General features: G+C 68.2%; 19 protein-coding genes and 3 tRNA genes. 19 read left to right on the top strand and 3 right to left on the bottom strand.

Annotated features, from left to right (window positions below):
- Positions 1–612: ADP-dependent NAD(P)H-hydrate dehydratase (locus tag ACT6XY_RS11555; protein ID WP_444748469.1), on the top strand; the 612-nt coding region annotated here is incomplete at its 5' end.
- A gap of 26 nt (positions 613–638) precedes the next feature.
- Here ACT6XY_RS11555 and ACT6XY_RS11550 read toward each other — a convergent pair.
- A complete protein-coding gene (locus ACT6XY_RS11550; protein ID WP_444748468.1) occupies positions 639–1,883 on the bottom strand; it encodes a multicopper oxidase family protein in 1,245 nt (414 codons plus the stop codon).
- Positions 1,884–2,152: 269 nt separating this feature from the next.
- Between ACT6XY_RS11550 and ACT6XY_RS11545 the strand changes: the two genes are divergently transcribed.
- The 4 genes from ACT6XY_RS11545 (at position 2,153) to clpX (ending at position 5,995) form a co-directional block, all read left to right on the top strand.
- Positions 2,153–2,237: transfer RNA gene (locus ACT6XY_RS11545), tRNA-Leu, on the top strand.
- Between the two features lie 43 nt (positions 2,238–2,280).
- Positions 2,281–3,639 carry a trigger factor gene (gene tig / locus ACT6XY_RS11540; RefSeq protein WP_444748467.1) on the top strand — a complete coding sequence of 453 codons (1,359 nt, stop codon included), beginning with the start codon at positions 2,281–2,283 and terminating at the stop codon, positions 3,637–3,639.
- A gap of 172 nt (positions 3,640–3,811) precedes the next feature.
- Positions 3,812–4,447, top strand: coding sequence for an ATP-dependent Clp endopeptidase proteolytic subunit ClpP (clpP, locus tag ACT6XY_RS11535; protein WP_444748466.1), 636 nt, complete (start codon positions 3,812–3,814; stop codon positions 4,445–4,447).
- A gap of 291 nt (positions 4,448–4,738) precedes the next feature.
- Positions 4,739–5,995, top strand: coding sequence for an ATP-dependent Clp protease ATP-binding subunit ClpX (gene clpX / locus ACT6XY_RS11530; RefSeq protein ID WP_444748465.1), 1,257 nt, complete (start codon positions 4,739–4,741; stop codon positions 5,993–5,995).
- Between the two features lie 143 nt (positions 5,996–6,138).
- Here the strand turns inward: clpX and ACT6XY_RS11525 are convergent, their stop codons facing one another.
- On the bottom strand, positions 6,139–6,501 hold the full coding sequence (locus ACT6XY_RS11525) for a hypothetical protein (protein ID WP_444748464.1): 363 nt from the start codon (positions 6,499–6,501) through the stop codon (positions 6,139–6,141).
- Positions 6,502–6,993: 492 nt separating this feature from the next.
- On the opposite strand from ACT6XY_RS11525, the gene lon reads away from it, so the two are divergent.
- The 4 genes from lon (at position 6,994) to ACT6XY_RS11505 (ending at position 11,343) form a co-directional block, all read left to right on the top strand.
- On the top strand, positions 6,994–9,420 hold the full coding sequence (lon, locus tag ACT6XY_RS11520; RefSeq protein ID WP_444748463.1) for an endopeptidase La: 2,427 nt from the start codon (positions 6,994–6,996) through the stop codon (positions 9,418–9,420).
- Between the two features lie 163 nt (positions 9,421–9,583).
- The gene (locus ACT6XY_RS11515; protein WP_305576510.1) at positions 9,584–9,895 is read left to right on the top strand and encodes an HU family DNA-binding protein; all 312 of its coding nucleotides are present in this window, start codon (positions 9,584–9,586) and stop codon (positions 9,893–9,895) included.
- 151 nt (positions 9,896–10,046) lie between these two features.
- Positions 10,047–10,122, top strand: a tRNA-Val gene (locus tag ACT6XY_RS11510).
- 126 nt (positions 10,123–10,248) lie between these two features.
- A complete protein-coding gene (locus ACT6XY_RS11505) occupies positions 10,249–11,343 on the top strand; it encodes an AbrB family transcriptional regulator (protein WP_444748462.1) in 1,095 nt (364 codons plus the stop codon).
- A 70-nt stretch (positions 11,344–11,413) separates the two neighbouring features.
- On the opposite strand, the gene ACT6XY_RS11500 is transcribed toward ACT6XY_RS11505, so the two are convergent.
- On the bottom strand, positions 11,414–13,393 hold the full coding sequence (locus ACT6XY_RS11500) for a methyl-accepting chemotaxis protein (RefSeq protein ID WP_444748461.1): 1,980 nt from the start codon (positions 13,391–13,393) through the stop codon (positions 11,414–11,416).
- Between the two features lie 251 nt (positions 13,394–13,644).
- Here ACT6XY_RS11500 and ACT6XY_RS11495 point away from each other — a divergent pair.
- From ACT6XY_RS11495 to nuoG, 10 genes are all read left to right on the top strand, one after another.
- Positions 13,645–13,721: transfer RNA gene (locus ACT6XY_RS11495), tRNA-Asp, on the top strand.
- A 294-nt stretch (positions 13,722–14,015) separates the two neighbouring features.
- Positions 14,016–14,393, top strand: a complete 378-nt coding sequence (locus tag ACT6XY_RS11490) for an NADH-quinone oxidoreductase subunit A (RefSeq protein ID WP_444748460.1) — start codon at positions 14,016–14,018, stop codon at positions 14,391–14,393.
- A 10-nt stretch (positions 14,394–14,403) separates the two neighbouring features.
- Positions 14,404–14,985 (top strand): NuoB/complex I 20 kDa subunit family protein, encoded by a 582-nt coding sequence (locus ACT6XY_RS11485; protein WP_444748459.1) that lies wholly within the window; start codon positions 14,404–14,406, stop codon positions 14,983–14,985.
- Between the two features lie 9 nt (positions 14,986–14,994).
- Entirely contained in the window at positions 14,995–15,594 is a 600-nt protein-coding gene (locus ACT6XY_RS11480; protein WP_444748458.1) for an NADH-quinone oxidoreductase subunit C, read from the top strand.
- Positions 15,595–15,596: 2 nt separating this feature from the next.
- Positions 15,597–16,781 carry an NADH-quinone oxidoreductase subunit D gene (locus ACT6XY_RS11475; RefSeq protein WP_444748457.1) on the top strand — a complete coding sequence of 395 codons (1,185 nt, stop codon included), beginning with the start codon at positions 15,597–15,599 and terminating at the stop codon, positions 16,779–16,781.
- Positions 16,778–17,836, top strand: a complete 1,059-nt coding sequence (gene nuoE, locus ACT6XY_RS11470) for an NADH-quinone oxidoreductase subunit NuoE (protein WP_444748456.1) — start codon at positions 16,778–16,780, stop codon at positions 17,834–17,836. Before ACT6XY_RS11475 ends, nuoE begins: the two co-directional genes overlap by 4 nt.
- A gap of 4 nt (positions 17,837–17,840) precedes the next feature.
- A complete protein-coding gene (gene nuoF, locus ACT6XY_RS11465; RefSeq protein ID WP_444748455.1) occupies positions 17,841–19,142 on the top strand; it encodes an NADH-quinone oxidoreductase subunit NuoF in 1,302 nt (433 codons plus the stop codon).
- A 5-nt stretch (positions 19,143–19,147) separates the two neighbouring features.
- Entirely contained in the window at positions 19,148–19,609 is a 462-nt protein-coding gene (locus ACT6XY_RS11460; RefSeq protein ID WP_444748454.1) for a hypothetical protein, read from the top strand.
- 169 nt (positions 19,610–19,778) lie between these two features.
- Complete coding sequence (locus ACT6XY_RS11455; RefSeq protein WP_444748453.1) at positions 19,779–20,609, top strand: hypothetical protein; 831 nt, start codon at positions 19,779–19,781, stop codon at positions 20,607–20,609.
- A 119-nt stretch (positions 20,610–20,728) separates the two neighbouring features.
- On the top strand, positions 20,729–22,804 hold the full coding sequence (gene nuoG / locus ACT6XY_RS11450) for an NADH-quinone oxidoreductase subunit NuoG (protein WP_444748470.1): 2,076 nt from the start codon (positions 20,729–20,731) through the stop codon (positions 22,802–22,804).
- Positions 22,805–22,806: the final 2 nt, after the last annotated feature.

The raw sequence follows: 22,806 nt of genomic DNA, 5'->3' as shown, positions 1-22,806 counted from the left end.
GCGGGGCTCGCCGCCATCCTCGCCGACCGGCGGCGCAACGCCGTCTGCCTCGGCCCGGCGATGGGGACCGGCGAGGCGACGCGCGCGCTGGTCGCCGAGGCCCTGGCGAGCGGCGCCGCAACCGTGATCGACGCGGACGGGCTCACAGCCTTCGCGGCGGATCCGGATCCGCTTTTCGCCGGCATCCGCGTCTGGCCGGACCGGCCGGTGGTGCTAACGCCGCATGCCGGCGAGTTCACGCGGCTGTTCGGCCCCTCGGAGGGCTCGAAGCCCGACGCGGCGCGCCGCGCCGCGGAGCGTTCCGGCGCCGTCGTGATCCTCAAGGGACCGGACACGGTGGTGGCGACGACCGGGGGCCTCGTTTCCATCGCCTCCAACGCGCCGCCCTGGCTGGCGACGGCGGGCTCAGGCGACGTACTGGCCGGGATCGTGACGGGGCTGCTCGCGCAGGGCATGCCCGCCTTCGAGGCGGCGAGCGCGGCGGTCTGGCTGCACGGCGAGGCGGGGCAGGCCGCAGGGCTCGGCCTCATCGCAGAGGATCTTCCCGAGGCGATGCCGGGGGTCTTCGCGGGCCTCCCGGATCGGCTCGCGCCGGCGGAAGAGGCGGACTAGGCAGCCGGGCCGATCGGCCGGCCCGGTCAGGCCACGTCGAGGGCGATCGCCACCGGGCCGCCGTCGGCATTGATCGGCTGGCTGGTGACGAGGAAGCGCCCGGCCTGCTCGGCGACGAAGGCGATCCGCGTGACCATGCCGGGGGCGACGAGCACCGTGTCGAGGAAATAGGGCTTCCAGCCGTCGTCGAGCCCGTCAAGCAGGCGGGCGGCATGGCCCTGTATGTGCACGGCGTGAAGCACGGGGGAATCGTTGCGGATGGCGGCGATCACGACGGCCCCGGCGCGGGCGCGGAACGCCGGCTGGGCGGGCATGCTGCGGTCGCTGCCTCCGGCGAGCGTCGGCGCCTGGGCGGTGCCGCCGATGAGCCAGTCCCATCGCAGCGCCCGCCGGAAGTCCATGGCCTGCGGCAGCGGGTTGGGGGGCAGGGGCTGCGGGGACGGCAGGGCGGCGTCGCGGACAGGGGCTCCCTCCACGGGAATCGCCCCGTCGAGCCCCTCGCCGGCGAACCGCGCCACCTGGAGGGCGACGGGCCCGCCGGCGGCCGCCACGTCCCAGAGGATTTCGGCGCGCTGCCCGGGTGCCAGCACGATCCGGCCGCCGTCGAGCGGGAAGGGCTCGCAGGGCTGGCTGTCGAGGGCGACGAGGGTCAGGATCTGGCCCGGCAGGGCAAAGCGCAGGACCCTGTTGGCGGTGCCGTTGGCGAGGCGCAACCAGAGGCGCTCGTTCGGCCGCACGCTCCAGCCGACGCGGCGTTCGCCATTGGCGAGGATCGCGCCCGCGCCGTCACCGGGAGCTTCGGAGAGGAGAAGGGCCAATTCGCGGTCGTGGACGGGCGGCGTCGCGTCGTCGACGAGCAGGAGCCCCGAAAGGCCTCGGCGCAACTGCGCCTCGCCGCCGAGGAGCGCCGGCCGGTAGAGGAACGTGCCGGCGTCGCGGAAGGCGAGGGGATGAAAGCGCTCGGCGCCGGGTGTGACCGCCGCCGTGTCGACCGGCCATCGGGCGCCCTGCCAGTGGAGGGCGGTCGGCTGGTCGAGGGCGTTGCGGAACGCCAGCGTCGACGCTTCGCCGCGGCGCGCCCGGAGCACCGGGCCGGGCAGCGTGCCGTCATAGCCAAAGAAGGGCGTCGCCGCCTCTGCCCCGCCGAGGCGCCGTTCTCCGGCTGCGGCGGTGAGCCGCAGGTCGCCCGCCCGCGCCGCCCGGCCCGACAGGAGGAGGCCGAGGCCGAAAGCGCCGAGATGTCGGCGTGTCAGCGGGAGAGTGGACGGCATCGATGCTCCTGATGGGACGGGCCGGGCCTGCCGTCCGAAGACCGCGCCTGCGAAACCGGGGGAGGCATGGCACGGCCCGGCGGACCTGCCAAGCAGCCACCCGGGCGAGACGGCGCCGCCAACGGTCGTGTCTCAGCGTTTCCGCTGCGTGCCGTGCGGGCGGGAGGGCGCATTTTCTTGGTGCAATCGCCAAAAGCCGATGTTATGAGGCCGCGCTCGGTGGATGACTTGCATCGACCGGGGCGAGAAGCTATTTCGAGCGGCCCTCGGCGGGCGTGGTGGAATTGGTAGACACGCGGGATTTAGGTTCCCGTGGCGAAAGTCGTGGGGGTTCAAGTCCCTCCGCCCGCACCATCCTGCCGGCCGCGCCGATCACGAACACGAAAGAAACGAAGCCATGCAGGTGACCGCCACCCTGTCCGAAGGTCTGAAGCGCGAATTCCGCGTGGTGGTTCCTGTGACCGACCTCGCCGCCCGCGCCGATGCCCGCCTCGACGACCTCAAGGGCCGCGTCAACATCAACGGCTTCCGCCCCGGCAAGGTGCCGACGGCGCATCTGAAGAAGCTTTACGGCCGCGCCGTGCTCGCCGAGACCATCGAGGCGCTGGTCGGCGAGGCCAACCAGAAGATCGTCGAGGAGAACGGCTTCAAGCTCGCCCAGGAGCCCTCGGTGAAGCTGCCGGAGGCCGAGGCCGAGGCGAAGGCCGTGTTCGACGGCACCGCCGACCTCGACTACACGGTCGCCTTCGAGGTGCTTCCGACGATCCAGCTCGCCGACTTCAAGGGCATCAAGGTCGAGAAGCCGGTCGTCGAGCCGGCCGAGGCCGACGTGCAGGCGATGCTCGAGACCATGGCCAAGCAGAACCGCCCGTTCGAGGCGAAGGCCGAGGGCGCCGCCGCCGAGAACGGCGACCGCCTCACCATCGGCTTCGTCGGCACGATCGACGGCGAGAAGTTCGAGGGCGGCACCGCCGAGGATATCCAGCTGGAGCTCGGCTCCAACTCGTTCATCCCGGGCTTCGAGGACCAGCTCGTCGGCGTCAAGGCCGGCGAGGACCGCGTCGTGAAGGTGAAGTTCCCGTCGAACTACATGGCCGAGAACCTCGCCGGCAAGGACGCCGAGTTCGCCGTCACGGTGAAGTCGATCGAGAAGCCGGGCGAGCGCGCCATCGACGAGGAGTTCGCCAAGATGGTGGGCTTCGAGGACCTCGCCAAGCTGAAGGCTGCCGTCTCCGACCGGCTGAAGAGCGAATATGCCGCCGCCTCGCGCCGCAAGGTGAAGCGCTCGCTGCTCGACGCGCTGGACGAGAAGCATGCCTTCGACCTGCCGCAGACGCTGGTCGACCAGGAGTTCGAGAGCGTGTGGCGCCAGGTCAGCCAGGACCTGGAGTCGCGCGGCAAGACCTTCACCGACGAGGAGACGACCGAGGAGAAGGCGCGCGAGGAGTATCGCGCCATCGCCGAGCGTCGCGTGCGCCTCGGCCTCGTCCTTGCGGAAATCGGCGAGAAGGCCCAGATCAAGGTCAGCGACGAGGAAGTGTCGCGCGCCGTGGTCGAGCGGGCGCGCCAGTTCCCCGGCCAGGAGCAGCAGGTCTGGGACTACTACCGCAAGACGCCCCAGGCGCTCGCCTCGCTCCGCGCTCCGATCTTCGAGGAGAAGGTCGTGGACTACATCCTCGAACTCGCCGACGTCACCGAGAAGGCCGTCTCCAAGGACGATCTCTTCAAGGACAACGACGACGAGGAAGCCGCCTGAATGGCGCTGCGACCGGACAATTCCTTGTGAGGGAAGGGCCGCCGCTGGCGGCCCTTCGCTTTTCCGGCGCAATCGCGGCGGATTCACCGGGGATGCGTATAGCCGTTAGGATGGCGTCAAAGAGATTCGGGGGATGCTCGCCCCGAATCGCGACCCCGAAGGACCGAAGACGATGAGAGACCCGCACGACACGCTGATGAACTACCTGGTGCCGATGGTGGTCGAGCAGACCAACCGCGGCGAGCGGTCCTACGACATCTATTCCCGCCTCCTGAAGGAGCGGATCATCTTCCTGTCGGGCCCGGTCGAGGACGGCATGGCGACGCTGATCGTCGCCCAGCTCCTGTTCCTCGAGGCGGAGAACCCGAAGAAGGAGATCAACATGTATATCAACTCGCCGGGCGGCGTCGTCACGGCGGGCATGTCGATCTACGACACGATGCAGTTCATCAAGCCGGCCGTCACCACGCTCTGCATGGGCCAGGCCGCCTCGATGGGCTCGCTCCTGCTCACCGCCGGCGCCAAGGGCCAGCGCTTCGCCCTGCCGAATTCGCGCATCATGGTGCACCAGCCCTCGGGCGGCTATCGCGGTCAGGTGACGGACATCCTGATCCACGCGGAAGAAGTGAAGGAACTGAAGGCGCGGCTGAACGGCATCTACGTGAAGCACACGGGCCGGACGCTGAAGGAGATCGAGGACGCCCTGGAGCGCGACAACTTCATGTCGGCGCAGAAGGCCCAGGAGTTCGGCCTGATCGACAAGGTGATCGAAGAGCGCGCCGACGAGCCCGAGCCTGCCAAGGCGTGATGCCCTTCCGTGATCCCGCGCGGGTGCCGGAATCGGCATCCGCCGGGTGTCACTTTTGGGTCACCACGGTCGGTATGCCCGTTGCATAGACTGATCCGACAGTGCCTGTGGTCCCTAAATGGACCGTATGTGACAAAACAGCGTTAATCCTTTCTTGATCCCGTGGTGCGCACCATGGTTGGCTGAAGGGCCAATCGGCGTTCCGGGGGGCCGAGACATCGAGAGACCTCTTTGGTCTCGCGTCAGACGATCCCGATCCGACAGGGTGACGGTTCGCGTTGGAGAGAGATGATGAGCAAGGCCGGCAGCGACGCGAAGAACACCCTCTACTGTTCCTTCTGCGGCAAGAGCCAGCACGAAGTCCGCAAGCTGATCGCCGGGCCCACGGTGTTCATCTGCGACGAGTGCGTCGAGCTCTGCATGGACATCATCCGGGAGGAATCGAAGTCCTCGCTGGTCAAGTCCAAGGACGGCATCCCGACGCCGAAGGAGATCTGCAAGGTCCTGGACGACTACGTGATCGGCCAGTTCCACGCCAAGCGGGTGTTGTCGGTCGCGGTGCACAACCACTACAAGCGCCTCAACCACGCGACGAAGCACAACGACGTCGAGCTGTCGAAGTCGAACATCCTGCTCATCGGCCCCACGGGCTCGGGCAAGACGCTGCTTGCGCAGACGCTCGCCCGGATCCTCGACGTGCCCTTCACCATGGCTGACGCCACGACGCTCACCGAGGCCGGCTATGTCGGCGAGGACGTCGAGAACATCATCCTCAAGCTGCTCCAGGCCTCCGACTACAACGTCGAGCGGGCGCAGCGCGGCATCGTCTACATCGACGAGATCGACAAGATCTCGCGCAAGTCGGACAACCCCTCGATCACCCGCGACGTGTCGGGTGAGGGTGTCCAGCAGGCGCTGCTGAAGATCATGGAGGGCACCGTGGCCTCCGTGCCGCCGCAGGGCGGCCGCAAGCACCCCCAGCAGGAGTTCCTGCAGGTGGACACCTCGAACATCCTGTTCATCTGCGGCGGCGCCTTCGCCGGCCTCGAGAAGATCATCTCGACGAAGGGGCAGGGGTCTTCCATCGGCTTCGGCGCGACGGTGCGTGCGCCGGAAGAGCGCCGCACCTGCGAGATCTTCCGCTCGGTTGAGCCGGAGGACCTGCTGAAGTACGGCCTCATCCCCGAGTTCGTCGGCCGCCTGCCGGTGCTGGCGACCCTGGAGGATCTCGACGAGACGGCGCTGACCAAGATCCTATCCGAGCCGACGAACGCCCTGGTGAAGCAGTATCAGCGCCTGTTCGAGATGGAGAACGTCGACCTCACCTTCCACGAGGACGCGCTCGGCGCGGTCTCGCGCAAGGCCATCGAGCGCAAGACCGGCGCCCGCGGCCTCCGGTCGATCATGGAGAGCATCCTGCTCGACACCATGTACGACCTGCCGGGCCTCGAGGGCGTCGAGGAGGTCGTCATCTCCGAGGAGGTGGTGCAGGGCAAGGCCCGCCCGCTCTACATCTACGCCGAGAAGGAGAAGGCGCAGAGCGCCTGACGCTTTCCAGTCCTTGCTGACGATCGAGGCGGGCTTTCAGGCCCGCCTTTTTCGTTTGTGCCCTCGGCTGCCTGACCCCACACGAAAAAGGCGGACCTTTGCGAGGTCCGCCTGGTGAGGATGTCTGTGGGGTCGATGGAGCGTCAGTCGACGGTGAAACGGCTGCGGCCGTTCCAGGTGATGGTGACGTTGCTGATCTGGCAGAGGTCGAGGCGGCTCACCTCGCCGCGCTCGCCATCAGCATAGACGACGCGCAGGTCGAATATGCAGGCCTGGGTGCGGCGGGGGAAGCGGATGTTGCGGCTGGTGCCGGGCGGCATGACGCCGTCGCCGAGGACGTCACCGCCCCAGGAGTTGACCGCCGACGGGCTGACATAGACCTCGTTGATCTGGTAGCCGGTGCGGTTGATCAGGCGGAAATTCTGCTGCGCTTGCGCGAAGGCATCGGTCGTTGCCGCCGATACGGCAAGTGCTGCGAGAGAGGCGACGACGAGGCGGCGGATCATGGATGGCTCCTGGTGAATCGGTCTGTTGCTGCCTCGGTGCGGACCTGACTCGCGTTCCGGAGACACGGTGTGGTGATCGGCGAAAGCGATTTCCGCCGCGGGGCATAACAGCATGAGTCCCGGACCGCAGCGAGCCCGTAGTTTCCCGGCTTTTTCACGCGCCTCGCGCCGTCGGGCTTCACCATCAGCCCGGCTATTTTTTCGCAGTGCGATCAACAGGTCCTTCGCTGCCTTGACACCTCAAGGGTGCAGCGCCACCTAATGGTCACCGACAGACCCCCGGGCAGGGATTTGTGCCCGAGGTCGGCCAAGCGCCTCGAGACCTCCGAAGGAAGCCGCAGAGCTTCCGGGCCGGCCTCAATCCCGCCGCCGTCCCCGCGCGACAAAAGCGTAATTTCGCGTCACCCTGCCAGGAATCATCCGAGCGCCGCCGTCGGCGCGGGCCCGCTGAGGGCCGCTTTGGCGGCGTGTCGAGGAAAGGACGAGTGAACCATGAGCGAGACCAAGAAGCGTCCGCCCCTCAACCCCGGCGAGATCAAGACCTTCCCGGTCCTGCCGCTGCGCGACATCGTGGTGTTTCCCCACATGATCGTCCCGCTCTTCGTCGGCCGCGAGAAATCGATTCGCGCCCTCGAGGAGGTCATGCGCGCCGAGACGCACATCCTGCTCGCCACCCAGATGAAGGCGCAGGACGACGATCCGGAGCCGGACGCCATCTACGAGATCGGCACGCTCGCCTCCGTCCTGCAGCTGCTGAAGCTGCCCGACGGCACCGTGAAGGTTCTGGTCGAGGGCGTTTCGCGCGCCCGCATCGGCGCCTATTCCGGCCGCGAGGAATTCTATGAGGCCGAGGCCGGTGCCATCGCCGACGAGATCGGCGACAAGGTCCAGGTCCAGGCGCTCGCCCGCTCGGTGATCACCGAGTTCGAGGGCTATGTGAAGCTCAACAAGAAGGTCTCGCCCGAGATCGTCTCGGTGGTCAGCCAGATCGACGAGCCCTCCAAGCTCGCCGACACGGTCGCCTCGCATCTGGCGGTGAAGATCTCCGACAAGCAGGCCGTGCTGGAGACGATCGACGTCGCCAAGCGGCTGGAGAAGGCGCTCAGCCTGATGGAGAGCGAGATCTCCGTGCTGCAGGTCGAGAAGAAGATCCGCACCCGCGTCAAGCGGCAGATGGAGAAGACCCAGCGCGAGTACTACCTCAACGAGCAGATGAAGGCGATCCAGAAGGAGCTGGGCGACGAGGACGGCCGCGACGAGCTGGTCGAGCTCGAGGACAAGATCAAGCGCACCAAGCTCTCGAAGGAGGCCCGCGACAAGGCCAATCACGAGCTGAAGAAGCTGCGTCAGATGTCACCGATGTCGGCCGAGGCCACCGTGGTCCGCAACTATCTCGACTGGATGCTGTCCCTCCCCTGGGGCAAGAAGTCGAAGATCAAGAAGGACCTGCCGGGCGCCCAGACCCTGCTCGACGCCGACCATTTCGGCCTCGACAAGGTCAAGGACCGCATCGTCGAGTACCTGGCGGTGCAGCAGCGTGCCAACAAGCTGACCGGTCCCATCCTCTGCCTGGTCGGGCCCCCCGGCGTCGGCAAGACCTCGCTCGGCAAGTCGATCGCCAAGGCGACGGGTCGCGAATTCGTGCGCATCTCGCTCGGCGGCGTGCGTGACGAGGCCGAGATCCGCGGCCACCGGCGGACCTATATCGGCTCCATGCCGGGCAAGATCATCCAGTCGATGAAGAAGGCGAAGACGGCGAACCCGCTCTTCCTGCTCGACGAGATCGACAAGATGGGCCAGGACTTCCGCGGCGATCCCTCCGCGGCGCTCCTCGAGGTCCTCGACCCCGAGCAGAACGCGACGTTCAACGACCACTATCTGGAGGTCGATTTCGACCTCTCCAACGTGATGTTCGTCACCACGGCGAACACGCTGAACATCCCGCCGCCCCTGCTGGACCGCATGGAGACGATCCGCATCGCCGGCTATACCGAGGACGAGAAGCGCGAGATCGCCAAGAAGCACCTGATCCCCAACGCCGTCACCAAGCACGGCCTGAGCGAGAAGGACTGGTCGATCACCGACGAGGCGCTGATGACCGTCATCCGCCGCTACACGCGGGAGGCGGGCGTCCGCAACCTCGAGCGTGAGATGTCCAACCTCGTCCGCAAGGGCGTGAAGGACCTCACCCTCACGAAGAAGAAGACGATCAAGGTCACCCCGAAGGTGGTCGAAGACTATCTCGGCGTGCCCCGCTATCGCTTCGGCATGGCGGAGACCGAGGATCAGGTGGGCGCCGTCACGGGCCTCGCCTGGACCGAGGTCGGCGGCGAGCTTCTGACCATCGAAGCCGTGATGATGCCCGGCAAGGGCCGCATGACGGTGACGGGCAACCTGAAGGACGTGATGAAGGAATCGATCTCGGCGGCGGCGTCCTACGTCCGCTCCCGTGCGCTCGCCTTCGGCATCAAGCCGCCCATGTTCGACAAGCGCGACGTCCACGTCCACGTGCCGGAGGGGGCGACCCCGAAGGACGGCCCCTCGGCCGGCATCGCCATGGCGACCGCCATGGTGTCGGTGATGACGGGCATCCCGATCCGCAAGGACATCGCCATGACCGGCGAGGTCACCCTGCGCGGCCGGGTGCTGCCCATCGGCGGCCTCAAGGAGAAGCTCCTCGCGGCGCTGCGCGGCGGGCTGAAGATGGTCCTCATCCCGGAGGAGAACGCCAAGGATCTGGCGGAGATTCCGGACAACGTGAAGAACGGCCTGGAGATCATCCCGGTCAGCCGCATGGACGAGGTCCTCAAGCACGCGCTCATCCGCCAGCCCGAGCCGGTGGAATGGGACGAGGAGGCCGAGCCCATCGCCCCGCGCAAGCCGGGCGAGGAGGATCCCCTCGGCGTCGTGGCGCACTGACCGCCCTCAAAGCTGGAATGGTTCCAAACCCCGGGCCTTTGGCCCGGGGTTTTTCTGTTGAAAGTCGCCGAAATCCGACTGCCAGTGCGTGGAAACCCAGCATTTTCCTTGCTTTCGCGATGCTGGCGCGGCAAAGGGGACGCCCGTCGGCAACGGAATCCGCATTCCCGGACCGGCGCAAACTGAAGGAGAACAGCCCGTGACCAAGAACGAACTGATCGCCGCGGTCGCCGATGCGGCGAGCCTCACGAAGGCGCAGGCGGGTGCTGCAGTTGATGCCACGTTCGATGCCATCGCCGCGACCCTGAAGGCCGGCGGCGACGTGAAGCTCGTGGGTTTCGGTGCCTTCTCGGTGACCAAGCGCGCCGCCCGCGAGGGCCGCGACCCGCGCACCGGCAAGCCCGTGCAGATCAAGGCCTCGAACGCGCCGAAGTTCTCGGCCGGCAAGGGCCTGAAGGACGCCGTCAACTCCTGATGGGGTGACGTTTCGCTGGAGAAACGCCGCTGTGGCCCCGAGGGCTGCGGCGGCGTTTCCGCGAACGCCCGGCCCGCCGCCGGGGCGGCATCGCGCCCCTTGTCGCCGCGCCGGGGGCGGTCTACATGGCGGGAACGGCCGGAATGGCCGGGGGCGGTTAGCTCAGTTGGTAGAGCGCCTGCTTTACACGCAGGATGTCGGCGGTTCGAGCCCGTCACTGCCCACCATTCCCGTCCGTCCGCCTGGCGTCGCTCGCCGGAACCCGGGCACCTGACCTGTGGAAATCGCGTCCTCTCCGGCCCCCGCGCCATGGTAAGCGGCGCAGGGAAGAGTTCGACCGAAAGGGCAGGGACGTGACGGGGTGGCTTGCCGAGGTCCGCAGCGGTTTCGCGCAGCTGTCTCCCGCCGTCTTTCCCTACCGCCAGTTCGCCTTCGCCCTGCTGCTCGGCATCGCCGGCGGTGCCGTGTTCTACTGGCTCCGCCTGCCGCTGCCCTGGATGCTCGGCGCCATGACGGTATGCACGGTCGCGGCGCTGGCGCGCGCGCCGGTCGCCGCGCCCGGCGTCATCCGCTCGCCCATGTCGGCGATCATCGGCGTCATGCTCGGGTCGGGCTTTTCGCCCTCGATCGTCTGGCAGCTTCCACAATGGCTGGTGCCGCTGGCGGGTCTCGTCCTGTTCATGACCGCCTGCGGCCTCACCGTCGTCTGGTACTACCGGCGCATCGGCGGCTACGACTGGGTGACCTCCTTCTTCTCCGGGATGCCCGGCGGCCTCGTCGAGATGGTGATCTACGGCGAGGAGCGCGGCGGTGACGCGCGCGTCATCGCCCTCGTGCACTCGGCCCGCATCCTGCTCGTCGTGCTGACGCTGCCCTTCGTGATCCAGTTCAGCCAGGGCATCCGCCTCGACCGTCCCGCGGGCGGCGTCTCCGTCTTCGACGCGCCGCTGACGGCCGAACTCTGGCTCGTCGTCTGCGGCTTCGCCGGCGCCTTCCTCGGCCATGTGCTGCGCCTGCCGGCGAAGACGCTGCTCGGCTGCATGATCGCCAGCGCCGCGGTCCACATCTCCGGCCTGTCGGACTTCAAGCCACCCTTCGAGATCGTCAATGCGGCGCAGCTCGTGCTCGGCGTCGCCATCGGCTGCCGCTTCGCCGGAACGGCGAGCCGGGTCGTCTGGCGGGTGCTCGCGCTTTCGGTCGGGTCCACCGCCATCCTGCTGTTCTGGATGACGCTGTTCGCCGTCACCGTCTCGCACATCTCGGGCTTCTCGGCGGTGACGCTGATCCTCGCCTATTCACCCGGCGGTCTCACCGAAATGGCGTTGATCGCGGTGGCGCTCCATGCCGAGGTGGCCTTCGTCGCCGCCTTCCACATCATCCGCGTCTTCCTGACCATGATCGCCGCACCGCTCGCCTTCCGCTGGCTGGGACACGGCCGGGTGACCTGAGCAGAACGGAAAAGGGCCGGAAGCGTGTCCGCTCCCGGCCCTTGTCGGCTGGATGGTAACTGCGTCAGCGTCAGGCGGCCTTGACCTCGCTGAGGAAGGTCTCGACCGAGCGGGAGAGCGTGGTCGCCTGCTCGGAGAGGCTGCGGGCGGCGGAGAGCACCTCCGAGGCGGAGCTGTTGGTCTCGGCCGAGGCGGTGGTGACTGCGGTGATGTTGTCGACGACGCGGGCCGTGCCGGTCGCCGCTGCCTGGACGTTCTGCGAGATCTCGCCGGTGGCCGAGCGCTGCTGCTCGATGGCCGCCGCGACGGCGGAGGCGTAGGACGCGACCTCCGTCATCGTATGGGCGATGGCCTCGATCGAGCCGACGGCCGTCGTCGTCTCCTGCTGCACGGCGTTGATCTGGGCGGCGATCTCCTCGGTCGCCTTGGCCGTTTGGCCGGCGAGGGACTTCACCTCGCTGGCGACGACGGCGAAGCCGCGGCCGGCCTCGCCCGCGCGTGCCGCTTCGATGGTGGCGTTGAGGGCGAGGAGGTTGGTCTGCTCGGCGATGGCGCGGATGAGGTTCAACACCTCGCCGATGCGGCCCGCGGCCTCCGCCAGCGCCTTGACGCGCTGGTTGGCGCCGTCGGCCTCGGCGCTGGCGCGCTCGACGACCGAGTTCGTCTGGCCGATCTGGTTGGCGATCTCGTTGATGGAGGCGGAGAGCTCCTCGGATGCGGCGGCCACCGACTGGACGTTGGCGGAGGCCTGACGTGAGGCGCCCGAGGCCTGATCCGCCTGACCCGAAGCGCCGGCGGCGATGCCGGTGAGGGTGCGGGCGGTTTCCTCCATGCGGCCGGCATTGTCGCCGACGCCCTTCAGCACCGCGCCGATCGAGTCGGAGAAATCGCGCACCAGGGCGTCGATTCGGGCCTGGCGGGCCTGGCGGGCGCGCGCCTCGGCCTCCGTCTCGGTCTCCAGCCGGGCGCGGGCGACGGCGTTCTCGCGGAAGACCTCCACCGAGCGGGCCATGTCGCCGATCTCGTCCCGGCGATCGACCGAGGGGACGCTCTGAGCATGATCGCCGCCGGCGAGTGCCGTCATGGTGGCGTTCAGCTCGCGGATGGGCTTGCCGAGGTGGCGGGTCAGCAGGGTGGCGATGCCGATGCCGGTGACGGCGACCGCCAGGAGGACGGCGAGCAGCGTCAGCATGGCGGTGTTGCGCGCCGACACGAAGGCGCGTGTGTCGATCGCGACCTCGAGCGTGCCGATGGGCTGGCCGGAATAGTTGCGCAGCGGACCGGCGAGAACGGCGACCGGATTGCCGCCGATGGTCGATTCGCGCCACTGGCCGGGGGCCTGGAGCGCCGCCTGATGGACGGGGAGGGCGAGAAGGGTCTTCTCGGCGAAGGTCGCCCCGAGGGAGTTCAGCGCGCCGTCCTGTATGAGGTGCATGGCAATGTCGACCTTGAAGCGGCGCTTCAGGTCGGTGAGGAAGGGCAGGCCCAGCGCCGCTCCGATATCCGCGACGCCGACGATCTGCCCGCCGGCCCGGACCGGCGTGACGGCGAAGATCGAGACGTTGTCACGACCGGGCTCGATGCCGACAACCTGTGCGCCCGAGGAGATGGCGGCGCGGATGGTGTTGCGGCGGCCGAGAACGTTGTCGCCGAAGGCCTGGGGCGCGTGGACTCGGGCGAAGGCCGTGCCGTCCGGTTTCTGGAAGCTCACGAGGCCGAGGCCGAGGCCGGTCTTCATCGGCTCGCCGAGATCCTTCATGGCGGCGAGGAGGCCGGCGCGGTCGTCCTTCTGGAAGCTCTCCGCGACGCGCGGATCGTTGGCGATGGCCTGCGAGGCGGCGGCGGCGCGCTGGCCCTGTTCGGTCATCGCAGCGACGACGGCCTCGTAGCGCTGGACCAGGGCCGATTCGATCGCCTGGTCGCTAAGGGCGTCCTGCTGGAAATAGCCCGCGACGCCGACGACGCCGGCGGCGATGAGAGCGGTCGCCGTGACCGAGACCATCAGTTTCGCACCGATCGTGCGCAGTTGAAGCATGCTGCCGAGAGCCATGACGTTTCCACTCGATCCGGCGCATTCGCGCACCTTGTTCCATGGGCAGTTCAACCGATGCGGGTTAAGAAACGTACAAATGTCGGGAAACCGTTTGGAGAATGTTCAGACAAACCGGGGTGCCGGGACGAACCCAGGCAGCTCCGGTCGCGTCCAATTTTGCGGCCGCCCGCAATTCGCCTTGACAGCCCCGTGAGCCTCCCTTAAGTCCCGCCACCTCGACCGGCGCACGCAAGCGCGCCGAGCAGCGCGCGGGCGTAGCTCAGTTGGTTAGAGTGCCGGCCTGTCACGCCGGAGGTCGCGGGTTCGAGTCCCGTCGCCCGCGCCATTTTCTCTCCCTCGGGCCCTGCGGGGCGGAGAGGTCCCGAACCTGCATCGGGCGAGCCTTGCAGGTTTTCCTCTGCATCCCCATTTCCCGGTTTCCGGCGCTGATTCGCGCCGGTTCGGACTGCCCCGCCGCGCCCAAGACGGTGTCCGATGGGAAAATCATAACGTTTCCAGGGAATGCGACTCCTGAAGGTCTGCCCGCTGCTTGCACCGCAACAGGGGAGGGAGTAAGGCACAGGACGAAGCCGGTTCGGGGGGCTCGCGCGCCCCTTCCGGCCATGCTGGAGGGCCTATGATGCAGGCTGCGACTTCCGCGCTGCTCAACGACTATCTGCCGCTGGTGATCTTCATCGCCCTGGCCGGCGTCATCGGGATCGCCCTCCTCGTCGCCCCCTTCGTGGTGGCCTTCTCACGGCCCGACAGCGAGAAGCTCTCGGCCTACGAGTGCGGGTTCAACGCCTTCGACGACGCCCGCATGAAGTTCGACGTGCGGTTCTATCTCGTCGCCATCCTTTTCATCATCTTCGACCTCGAGGTCGCCTTCCTGTTCCCCTGGGCGGTCGCTTTCAAGGAGGTCGGACTGTTCGGCTTCTGGTCCATGATGGCCTTCCTCGGCGTACTGACGATCGGCTTCGTCTACGAGTGGAAGAAGGGCGCCCTGGAGTGGGATTGAGGTTCTGACCATGGCTACCGCAATCGACCGCGGCGATCCGCTCGTCGCACCGGCCCCCCGGGGTCTCGTCGGCGCCGACGGCCGTCCGCTCGGCGCTTCGGACCCGTTCTTCACCGGGGTCAATGCCGAGCTCGCCGACAAGGGCTTCATCGTCACCGCGACCGACGATCTCATCAATTGGGCCCGTACCGGCTCGCTGATGTGGATGACCTTCGGCCTCGCCTGCTGCGCCGTGGAGATGATGCAGCTCTCCATGCCGCGCTACGACGTCGAGCGCTTCGGCTTCGCGCCGCGCGCCTCGCCGCGCCAGTCGGACGTGATGATCGTCGCCGGGACGCTCACCAACAAGATGGCTCCGGCCCTGCGCAAGGTCTACGACCAGATGCCGGAGCCGCGCTACGTCATCTCCATGGGCTCCTGCGCCAACGGCGGCGGCTACTACCACTATTCCTATGCGGTGGTGCGCGGCTGCGACCGGATCGTGCCCGTCGACATCTATGTACCGGGCTGCCCGCCGACCGCCGAGGCGCTGCTCTACGGCGTGCTGCTGCTTCAGAAGAAAATCCGGCGCACCGGCACGATCGAGCGGTGAGGGGGCACGATGTCGCTTGAAGAGCTCGGCGAGACCATCAAGGCGGCGCTGCCCGGCGCCGTGACGGGGGCCAGCGTCGCCTATGGCGAGCTGACGCTGCAGGCGGAGGCGGGCGAGGTCATCCGCGTCCTCACCCACCTGCGCGACGATCCGGCCTGCCTGTTCCGCAACATCATCGACATCTGCGGCGTCGATTATCCGGGCCGGCAGAAGCGGTTCGACGTTGTCTATCACCTGCTGTCGCCGAAGTTTAACCGCCGCATCCGCATCAAGATCCAGACCGACGAGACGACACCGGTCGCCTCCGCCACCGACGTGTTCACCGGTGCCCTCTGGTTCGAGCGCGAGACCTACGACCTCTACGGCGTGCTCTTCACCGGCCATCCGGACCTCAGGCGCCTGCTGACGGACTACGGTTTCGACGGCCATCCGCTGCGCAAGGACTTCCCGACCTCCGGCTTCGTCGAGGTCCGCTACGACGACGAGGTCAAGCGCGTCGTCTACGAGCCGGTCCGCCTGCCGCAGGAATTCCGGCAGTTCGATTTCCTCAGCCCCTGGGAAGGCACGGACTACGTGCTGCCCGGCGATGAAAAAGCCAAGGCGAACTGACCATGGCCGAAGCCGAAATCCGCAACTTCACCTTCAACTGGGGCCCGCAGCATCCTGCGGCCCACGGCGTGCTGCGGCTCGTCATGGAACTGGACGGCGAGGTGGTCGAGCGCTGCGACCCGCATATCGGCCTGCTGCATCGTGGCACCGAGAAGCTGATCGAGACCAAGACCTACCTGCAGGCGATCCCCTATTTCGATCGCCTCGACTACGTCGCGCCGATGAACCAGGAGCACGCCTTCTGCCTCGCCGCCGAGCGCATGCTCGGCATCGAGGTGCCGCGGCGTGCCCAGCTGATCCGCGTGCTCTACTGCGAGATCGGCCGCATCCTCTCCCACCTCCTCAACGTGACGACCCAGGCGATGGACGTCGGCGCGCTGACCCCGCCGCTGTGGGGCTTCGAGGAGCGCGAGAAGCTGATGATCTTCTACGAGCGCGCCTCGGGCTCGCGCATGCATGCGGCCTATTTCCGCGTCGGCGGCGTCCACCAGGACCTGCCCCCGAGCCTGATCGACGACATCGACGCCTGGTGCGACCCGTTCCTCAAGGTGGTCGACGATCTCGATGCCCTGCTGACCCCGAACCGCATCTTCAAGCAGCGCAACGTCGACATCGGCGTCGTCACGCTCGACGAGTGCTGGGCGTGGGGTTTCTCGGGCGTCATGGTGCGCGGCTCCGGCGCGCCCTGGGACCTGCGCAAGTCCCAGCCCTACGAATGCTATGCCGAGCTCGATTTCGACATTCCGATCGGCAAGAACGGCGACTGCTACGACCGCTACCTCATCCGCATGGAGGAGATGCGCCAGTCGGTGAAGATCATGCGCCAGTGCTGCAAGCTGCTGCGCGAGACGCCCGGCCCGGTCGCCGCCAAGGACAACAAGGTGGTGCCGCCGAAGAGGGGCGAGATGAAGCGCTCGATGGAGGCGCTCATCCACCACTTCAAGCTCTATACGGAAGGCTTCCACGTGCCGGCCGGCGAGGTCTATGCGGCCGTCGAGGCGCCGAAGGGCGAGTTCGGCGTCTATCTCGTCGCCGACGGCACCAACAAGCCCTATCGCTGCAAGATCCGCGCGCCGGGTTTCGCCCACCTGCAGGCGATGGACTTCCTGTGCAAGGGCCATTTGCTGGCGGACGTCTCCGCCATCCTCGGCTCCATCGACATCGTGTTCGGAGAGGTTGACCGGTGAGCGTACGCAGACTGGCGCCAGACGAGGTCCAGCCGGCCTCCTTCGCCTTCACGCCCGACAATCTCGCCTGGGCGCAGAAGACGATCGGCAAATATCCGCCCGAGCGGAAGGCCTCCGCCGTGATCCCGCTTCTGTGGCGGGCGCAGGAGCAGCACGCCTACTGGCTGCCCAAGGCCGCCATCGAATACATCGCCGACATGCTCGACATGCCGTACATCCGGGTGTTTGAGGTCGCGACTTTCTACACGATGTTCCAGCTGCAACCGGTTGGGAAGAAGGCGCATATCCAGGTCTGCGGTACCACGCCCTGCATGCTCCGCGGCGCCGAGGCGCTGATCAAGGTGTGCAAGAGCCGCATCCACCACGAGCCCTTCCACCTCTCGGAGGACGGCGACTTCTCCTGGGAGGAGGTGGAATGCGCCGGCGCCTGCGTGAACGCGCCGATGATCCAGGTCTTCTCCGACACCTATGAGGACCTGACCCCCGAGAGCTTCGAAAAGGTGCTCGACGCCTTCGCCCGCGGCGAGAAGCCGGCGCCCGGTCCCCAGAACGGCCGCCACGGCTCCGAACCCGAGGGCGGTGCGCTGACCCTGCACGACCTGCCGTTCAACGCCGTCTCGCCCGGCGGCACCGCGGTGGCCGAGAAGCCGAAGGCCGCCCCGGCGGCCGTGGCTCCGGTCGAGGCCGGTCCCTCGGCAGAAGCGCTCGCCCTGGCGGCGAGCGAAGAGGCCGAGATCAAGGCGAAGCTCGCGACGCTCGCCTCCGACGCGACGCCCGAGCAGAAGGCCGACGCCGTCGGGTCGCGTCCGCAGGGGCTGCCCGCCGCCCGCGACGCCAAGGCGGACAAGCTGCAGCGGATCAAGGGCATCGGCCCGGTGAACGAGGGCAAGCTCCACGCCCTCGGCATCTTCCATTTCGACCAGATCGCCGCCTGGACCCGCGAGGAGATCCGCTGGGTCGGCACCTACCTGTCGTTCCCGGGCCGCATCGATCGCGAGGAGTGGACGGTTCAGGCCAAGGCGCTGGCGGCCGGTTCGCCGTCCGTGAAGGAGTGAAGGCATGCTCGCCGACAAGGACCGCATCTTCACCAACATCTACGGGTTCCACGACAAGAGCCTGAAAGGCGCGATGGCGCGCGGGCACTGGGACGGGACCAAGGGCTTCATCGCGCAAGGCCGCGACTGGATCATCCAGCAGATCAAGGATTCCGGGCTTCGCGGCCGCGGCGGCGCCGGCTTCCCCACGGGGCTCAAATGGTCGTTCATGCCGAAGCAGTCGGACGGCCGGCCGCACTATCTCGTCGTCAACGCCGACGAGTCGGAGCCGGGCACCTGCAAGGACCGCGAGATCCTGCGCAATGACCCGCACACCCTCGTCGAGGGCTGCCTGATCGCCGCCTGCGCGATGGGCGCGCATGTCGGCTATATCTATGTGCGCGGCGAGTTCATCCGGGAGCGCGAGGCGCTGCAGCGCGCCATCGACGAGTGCTACGACGCCGGCCTTCTCGGCAAGGGCAACACAAACGGCTGGGACTTCGACCTCTACGTCCATCACGGCGCCGGCGCCTATATCTGCGGCGAGGAGACGGCGCTGCTTGAAAGCCTCGAGGGCAAGAAGGGCCAGCCGCGGCTGAAGCCCCCGTTCCCGGCGAACATGGGCCTCTACGGCTGCCCGACCACGGTGAACAACGTGGAGTCGATCGCGGTGACGCCGACTATCCTGCGGCGCGGCGCGACCTGGTTCTCCTCCTTCGGCGCGCCGAACAACGTCGGCACCAAGCTGTTCTGCGTCTCCGGTCACGTGAACAAGCCGGCGACTTTCGAGGAGGCGATGTCGATCCCCTTCTCCGAACTGGTCGAGAAGCATTGCGGCGGCATCCGCGGCGGTAAGGACAACCTGCTCGCCGTCATTCCCGGCGGCTCCTCGGTGCCGCTGGTGCCGGCCGAGCAGATCTGGGACGCGGCGATGGACTTCGACTCCCTGCGCGCGCTGCGGTCGGGCCTCGGGACGGCCGCGGTGATCGTGCTCGACAAGTCCACGGACGTGGTGAAGGCCATCACCCGCATCTCCTACTTCTACAAGCACGAGAGCTGCGGCCAGTGCACGCCCTGCCGCGAGGGTACCGGCTGGATGTGGCGCGTGCTCACCCGCATGTCGGAAGGCCGCGCCCAGAAGAAGGAGATCGACATGCTCCTCGAGGTGGCGGGGCAGGTCGAGGGCCACACGATCTGTGCGCTCGGCGATGCCGCGGCCTGGCCGGTCCAGGGCCTGATCCGGCATTTCCGTCACGAGATCGAGAAGAAGATCGACGCCTATTCGGCCAACCCGCACGGCGAGCCCGTGCGCATCGCTGCGGAGTGACGCCCATGATCCGGCACGGCATGTTCCTGACCGGCGCTCTCGCCCTCGGCGGCTGCGTCACGGCGGCCCCGCCGCCGCCCGCCCAGCCGACCGGCACGGCGGAACTGCGCGTGACGATCAACACGACGCCGGACTATGTCCGCCAGACGATCATCGCCCGGGCTGCGGCGCGTGGCACCGCGGGCACCTCGCCCAACGCCCGCACCATCGTGCTGGAGCGCGAGATCCCCGAGACGACGGCGGCGCTTGCAGCCGTCTGCGGTCCGCACAAGCCGGGGCGCCGCGTCCAGGTGGTGCTGACCACCGACCGTGCGGGACCGCGCACCGTCGTCACGGAGCGGCGCTTCCTCATCGACCGCGGCAGCCCCCGCTGCGCCGTGCTGCTGACGCCGGAAGACGTGGCCGCCGGCAACCGCTCGCTCGCCGAGCTGAAGGCCCAGGCCGAGACCCAGATGGCGGGACGCTGACCGGAATGAACGATCTGCGCGCCGACCGCATGACCGACAGGGCCGCCGCCGGCGGATCGCTGTCGCATGGGACAGGCGCCGCGTGCATGGACCTTCTGCTGACCAAACCTCGGCCGTCTGTGGCTCCGGGGACGACGTGCATCACCGCAACCACGATGGAGGGCCGGCCATGAGCGCTGCCGCCAAGGATGTGAGTGCATTGCAGACCGGAACCCTTCCCGGATTTGACGTTGTGGTGGGCCCCGCCATGGCCGCCATGGTGCTGCCGACGGCGATGATGATGGGCGGCTTCGTCGCCATGTGCGGTGTCGGCTTCGCCTTTGCCCGGGCGCTGGCGTCGACCGGCCGGGAGGAGGCTGGCGCCGCTCCGGCGCCCGCCGTGCCGCGCCTCGTCGTGTCGAACCCGCCCCCCACCGTCGCGCTTTCCGCGGTGGAGGCGGCAAAGCCGGCCCCGGCCAAGCCGTCGGGTGCCCCTCCGAAGCCGACCACCCCCGGCGGTTCGCCGCCGAAGCCCAAGGCCGCCAAGGCGGCATCCGCGAAGAAGGCGCCTGCCGTCGCGCTGGTCGAGGCCGCCAAGCCCGCGCCGGCGAAGCCGACCGGAATCCCGCCGAAACCCTCGACCCCCGGCGGCACGCCGCCGAAGCCGAAGGCAGCCAAGGCGGTTTCTGCGAAGGACGCCCCCGTCGCTCCCAAGGTCGCCGCCGTGAAGGCGCCGGTCGCCGAGGTGCCCGCCGCCATGCCGGTGGAGGCCGCCAAGCCCGCGCCGGCGAAGCCGACGGGGATACCGCCGAAGCCGTCGACGCCGGGCGGCACCCCGCCGAAGCCGAAATCCGCTGCCGTCGCAAAGACCGAGGCGACCGCCGCAGCGCCGGTGACCAAGAAAGTTGTCCCCAAGGCTACCAAAGCGCCGACAATCGCGAAGACGTCGACAGCCAAGGGTATTTCGCTGCCCAAGCTGTCGATCCAGAAGGCGCCGGGCTCCGAGCCGGGCAAGAATTGAACCTTCCGCCGGCCGCGACGCGGCGGGCGGAGACGCAATGAGGGGCGGCGCGAGTCGCTTCACGAGGATGCCGGGATCGTCTCTGCGCGGTTCCGGCCATGACCGGATGGAATGAGCCGATGGCGAAGGTGATCGTCGACGGGCAGGAGATCGAGGTACCGGCCGAGTACACGCTGATGCAGGCGTGCGAGGCTGCGGGCGCCGAGATTCCGCGCTTCTGCTACCACGAGCGGCTGTCGATCGCCGGCAACTGCCGCATGTGCCTCGTCGAGGTGAAGGGCTCGCCGAAGCCGGTCGCGTCCTGCGCCCAGAACGTGCGCGACCTGAGGCCGGGCCCCAATGGCGAGCCGCCGGTGATCAATACCCGCACGCCGCTGGTGAAGAAGGCCCGCGAGGGCGTGATGGAGTTCCTGCTCATCAACCACCCGCTGGACTGCCCGATCTGCGATCAAGGCGGCGAATGCGACCTGCAGGACCAGGCCATGGCCTACGGCGTCGACAAGTCGCGCTATTCCGAGAACAAGCGCGCGGTCGAGGACAAATACATCGGCCCGCTGGTGAAGACGGTGATGACCCGCTGCATCCACTGCACGCGCTGCGTCCGCTTCACGACCGAAGTCGCCGGCATTTCCGAGCTCGGCCTGATCGGCCGCGGCGAGGACGCGGAGATCACGACCTATCTCGAGCAGGCGATGACCTCGGAGCTGCAGGGCAACGTGGTCGACCTCTGCCCGGTCGGCGCGCTGACCTCCAAGCCCTTCGCCTTCAACGCCCGGCCGTGGGAACTCCTGAAGACCGAATCGACCGACATGATGGATGCGGTGGGATCGGCGATCCGGGTTGATGCCCGCGGCCGCGAGGTGATGCGCGTGCTGCCGCGCCTCAACGAGGCGGTGAACGAGGAGTGGATCTCCGACAAGACCCGTCACGTCGCCGACGGCCTGCGCACCCAGCGCCTCGACCGGCCCTATCTGCGCGAGAGCGGCCGCCTGCGCCCCGCCACCTGGCCGGAGGCCTTCGACGCCATCGCCGCGAAGGTGAAGGCGACGGCGCCGGCGAAGATCGGCGCGATCGCCGGCGACATGGCGACGCTCGAGGAAATGTATGCGCTGAAGGGCCTCGTCACGGCGCTGGGCTCGTCGAACATCGACGGGCGCCAGGACGGCGTGAAGCTCGACCCGGCGCTCGGCCGCGCGTCCTATGTCTTCAACCCCGGCATCGCCGCCATCGAGGAGGCGGACGCCATCCTGCTGGTCGGCACCAATCCGCGCCGCGAGGCGCCGATCGTCAATGCGCGCATCCGCAAGCGCTGGCGCATGGGCGGGGCGAAGATCGCCGTCATCGGCGAAGTGGTCGACCTCACCTACACCTACGACTATCTCGGCGCCGGCCCCGAGACCCTCGCGGACGTGGTCTCCGGCAAGCACTCCTTCGCCGAGGTGCTGAAAGGCGCCAAGAAGCCGCTGGTCATCGTCGGGCAGGGCGCTCTCGCCCGCGCCGACGGCGCGGCGGTGCTCTCGCTCGCCGCCCATGCCGCCACCGCCTTCGGCGGCGTCGCCGAAGGCTGGAACGGCTTCGCCGTGCTGCACACGGCGGCTTCGCGGGTCGGCGCGCTCGACCTCGGCCTGGTGCCGGGCGAGGGCGCGCTGGATGCCGCGGCCATGGCGGCCGGCGGCGTCGATGTGCTGTTCAACCTCGGCGCCGACGAGATCGCGGTGGGCGAGGGGCCCTTCGTCGTCTATGTCGGCACCCACGGCGATCGCGGCGCGCACCGCGCCGACGTCATCCTGCCGGGCGCGACCTATACCGAGAAGTCCGGCCTGACCGCCAACACGGAAGGCCGCATCCAGGTCGTCAACCGCGCGGGGTTCCCGCCGGGCGACGCCAAGGAGGACTGGGCCATCCTGCGCGCGCTGTCCGACGTGCTCGGGGTGAAGCTGCCCTTCGACTCGCTGGCGCAGCTGCGCGCCGCGATGGCGAAGGATTTCCCGCACACGCTGCGGATCGGCGCCCTGGCGTCGGTCGAGGGCGCCGCCATCGGCGCGCTCGCGTCCCGCGGCGGCAAGGTGGAGGCGGCGCCCTTCGCGGCCTTCATCGAGGACTTCTACATGACCAATCCGATCGCGCGCGCCTCCGCGACGCTCGCCGAATGCTCGGCGATCGCCAAGGGCACGCACCGGCAGGCGGCGGAGTAAGG

The organism is Phreatobacter sp. (assembly GCF_052440005.1).
Lineage (GTDB): Bacteria > Pseudomonadota > Alphaproteobacteria > Rhizobiales > Phreatobacteraceae > Phreatobacter.
Note: the sequence above shows the minus strand (reverse complement) of the source record. Positions and strands in the feature narration are given on the sequence as shown.

Coding starts and splice junctions, on each gene's coding strand:
- ACT6XY_RS11550 (WP_444748468.1), bottom strand. CDS start 1,883: ATGCCGTCCACTCTCCCGCTGACACGCCGACATCTCGGCGCTTTCGGC.
- tig (WP_444748467.1), top strand. CDS start 2,281: ATGCAGGTGACCGCCACCCTGTCCGAAGGTCTGAAGCGCGAATTCCGC.
- clpP (WP_444748466.1), top strand. CDS start 3,812: ATGAGAGACCCGCACGACACGCTGATGAACTACCTGGTGCCGATGGTG.
- clpX (WP_444748465.1), top strand. CDS start 4,739: ATGAGCAAGGCCGGCAGCGACGCGAAGAACACCCTCTACTGTTCCTTC.
- ACT6XY_RS11525 (WP_444748464.1), bottom strand. CDS start 6,501: ATGATCCGCCGCCTCGTCGTCGCCTCTCTCGCAGCACTTGCCGTATCG.
- lon (WP_444748463.1), top strand. CDS start 6,994: ATGAGCGAGACCAAGAAGCGTCCGCCCCTCAACCCCGGCGAGATCAAG.
- ACT6XY_RS11500 (WP_444748461.1), bottom strand. CDS start 13,393: ATGGCTCTCGGCAGCATGCTTCAACTGCGCACGATCGGTGCGAAACTG.
- ACT6XY_RS11490 (WP_444748460.1), top strand. CDS start 14,016: ATGCAGGCTGCGACTTCCGCGCTGCTCAACGACTATCTGCCGCTGGTG.
- ACT6XY_RS11485 (WP_444748459.1), top strand. CDS start 14,404: ATGGCTACCGCAATCGACCGCGGCGATCCGCTCGTCGCACCGGCCCCC.
- ACT6XY_RS11480 (WP_444748458.1), top strand. CDS start 14,995: ATGTCGCTTGAAGAGCTCGGCGAGACCATCAAGGCGGCGCTGCCCGGC.
- ACT6XY_RS11475 (WP_444748457.1), top strand. CDS start 15,597: ATGGCCGAAGCCGAAATCCGCAACTTCACCTTCAACTGGGGCCCGCAG.
- nuoF (WP_444748455.1), top strand. CDS start 17,841: ATGCTCGCCGACAAGGACCGCATCTTCACCAACATCTACGGGTTCCAC.
- ACT6XY_RS11460 (WP_444748454.1), top strand. CDS start 19,148: ATGATCCGGCACGGCATGTTCCTGACCGGCGCTCTCGCCCTCGGCGGC.
- ACT6XY_RS11455 (WP_444748453.1), top strand. CDS start 19,779: ATGAGCGCTGCCGCCAAGGATGTGAGTGCATTGCAGACCGGAACCCTT.
- nuoG (WP_444748470.1), top strand. CDS start 20,729: ATGGCGAAGGTGATCGTCGACGGGCAGGAGATCGAGGTACCGGCCGAG.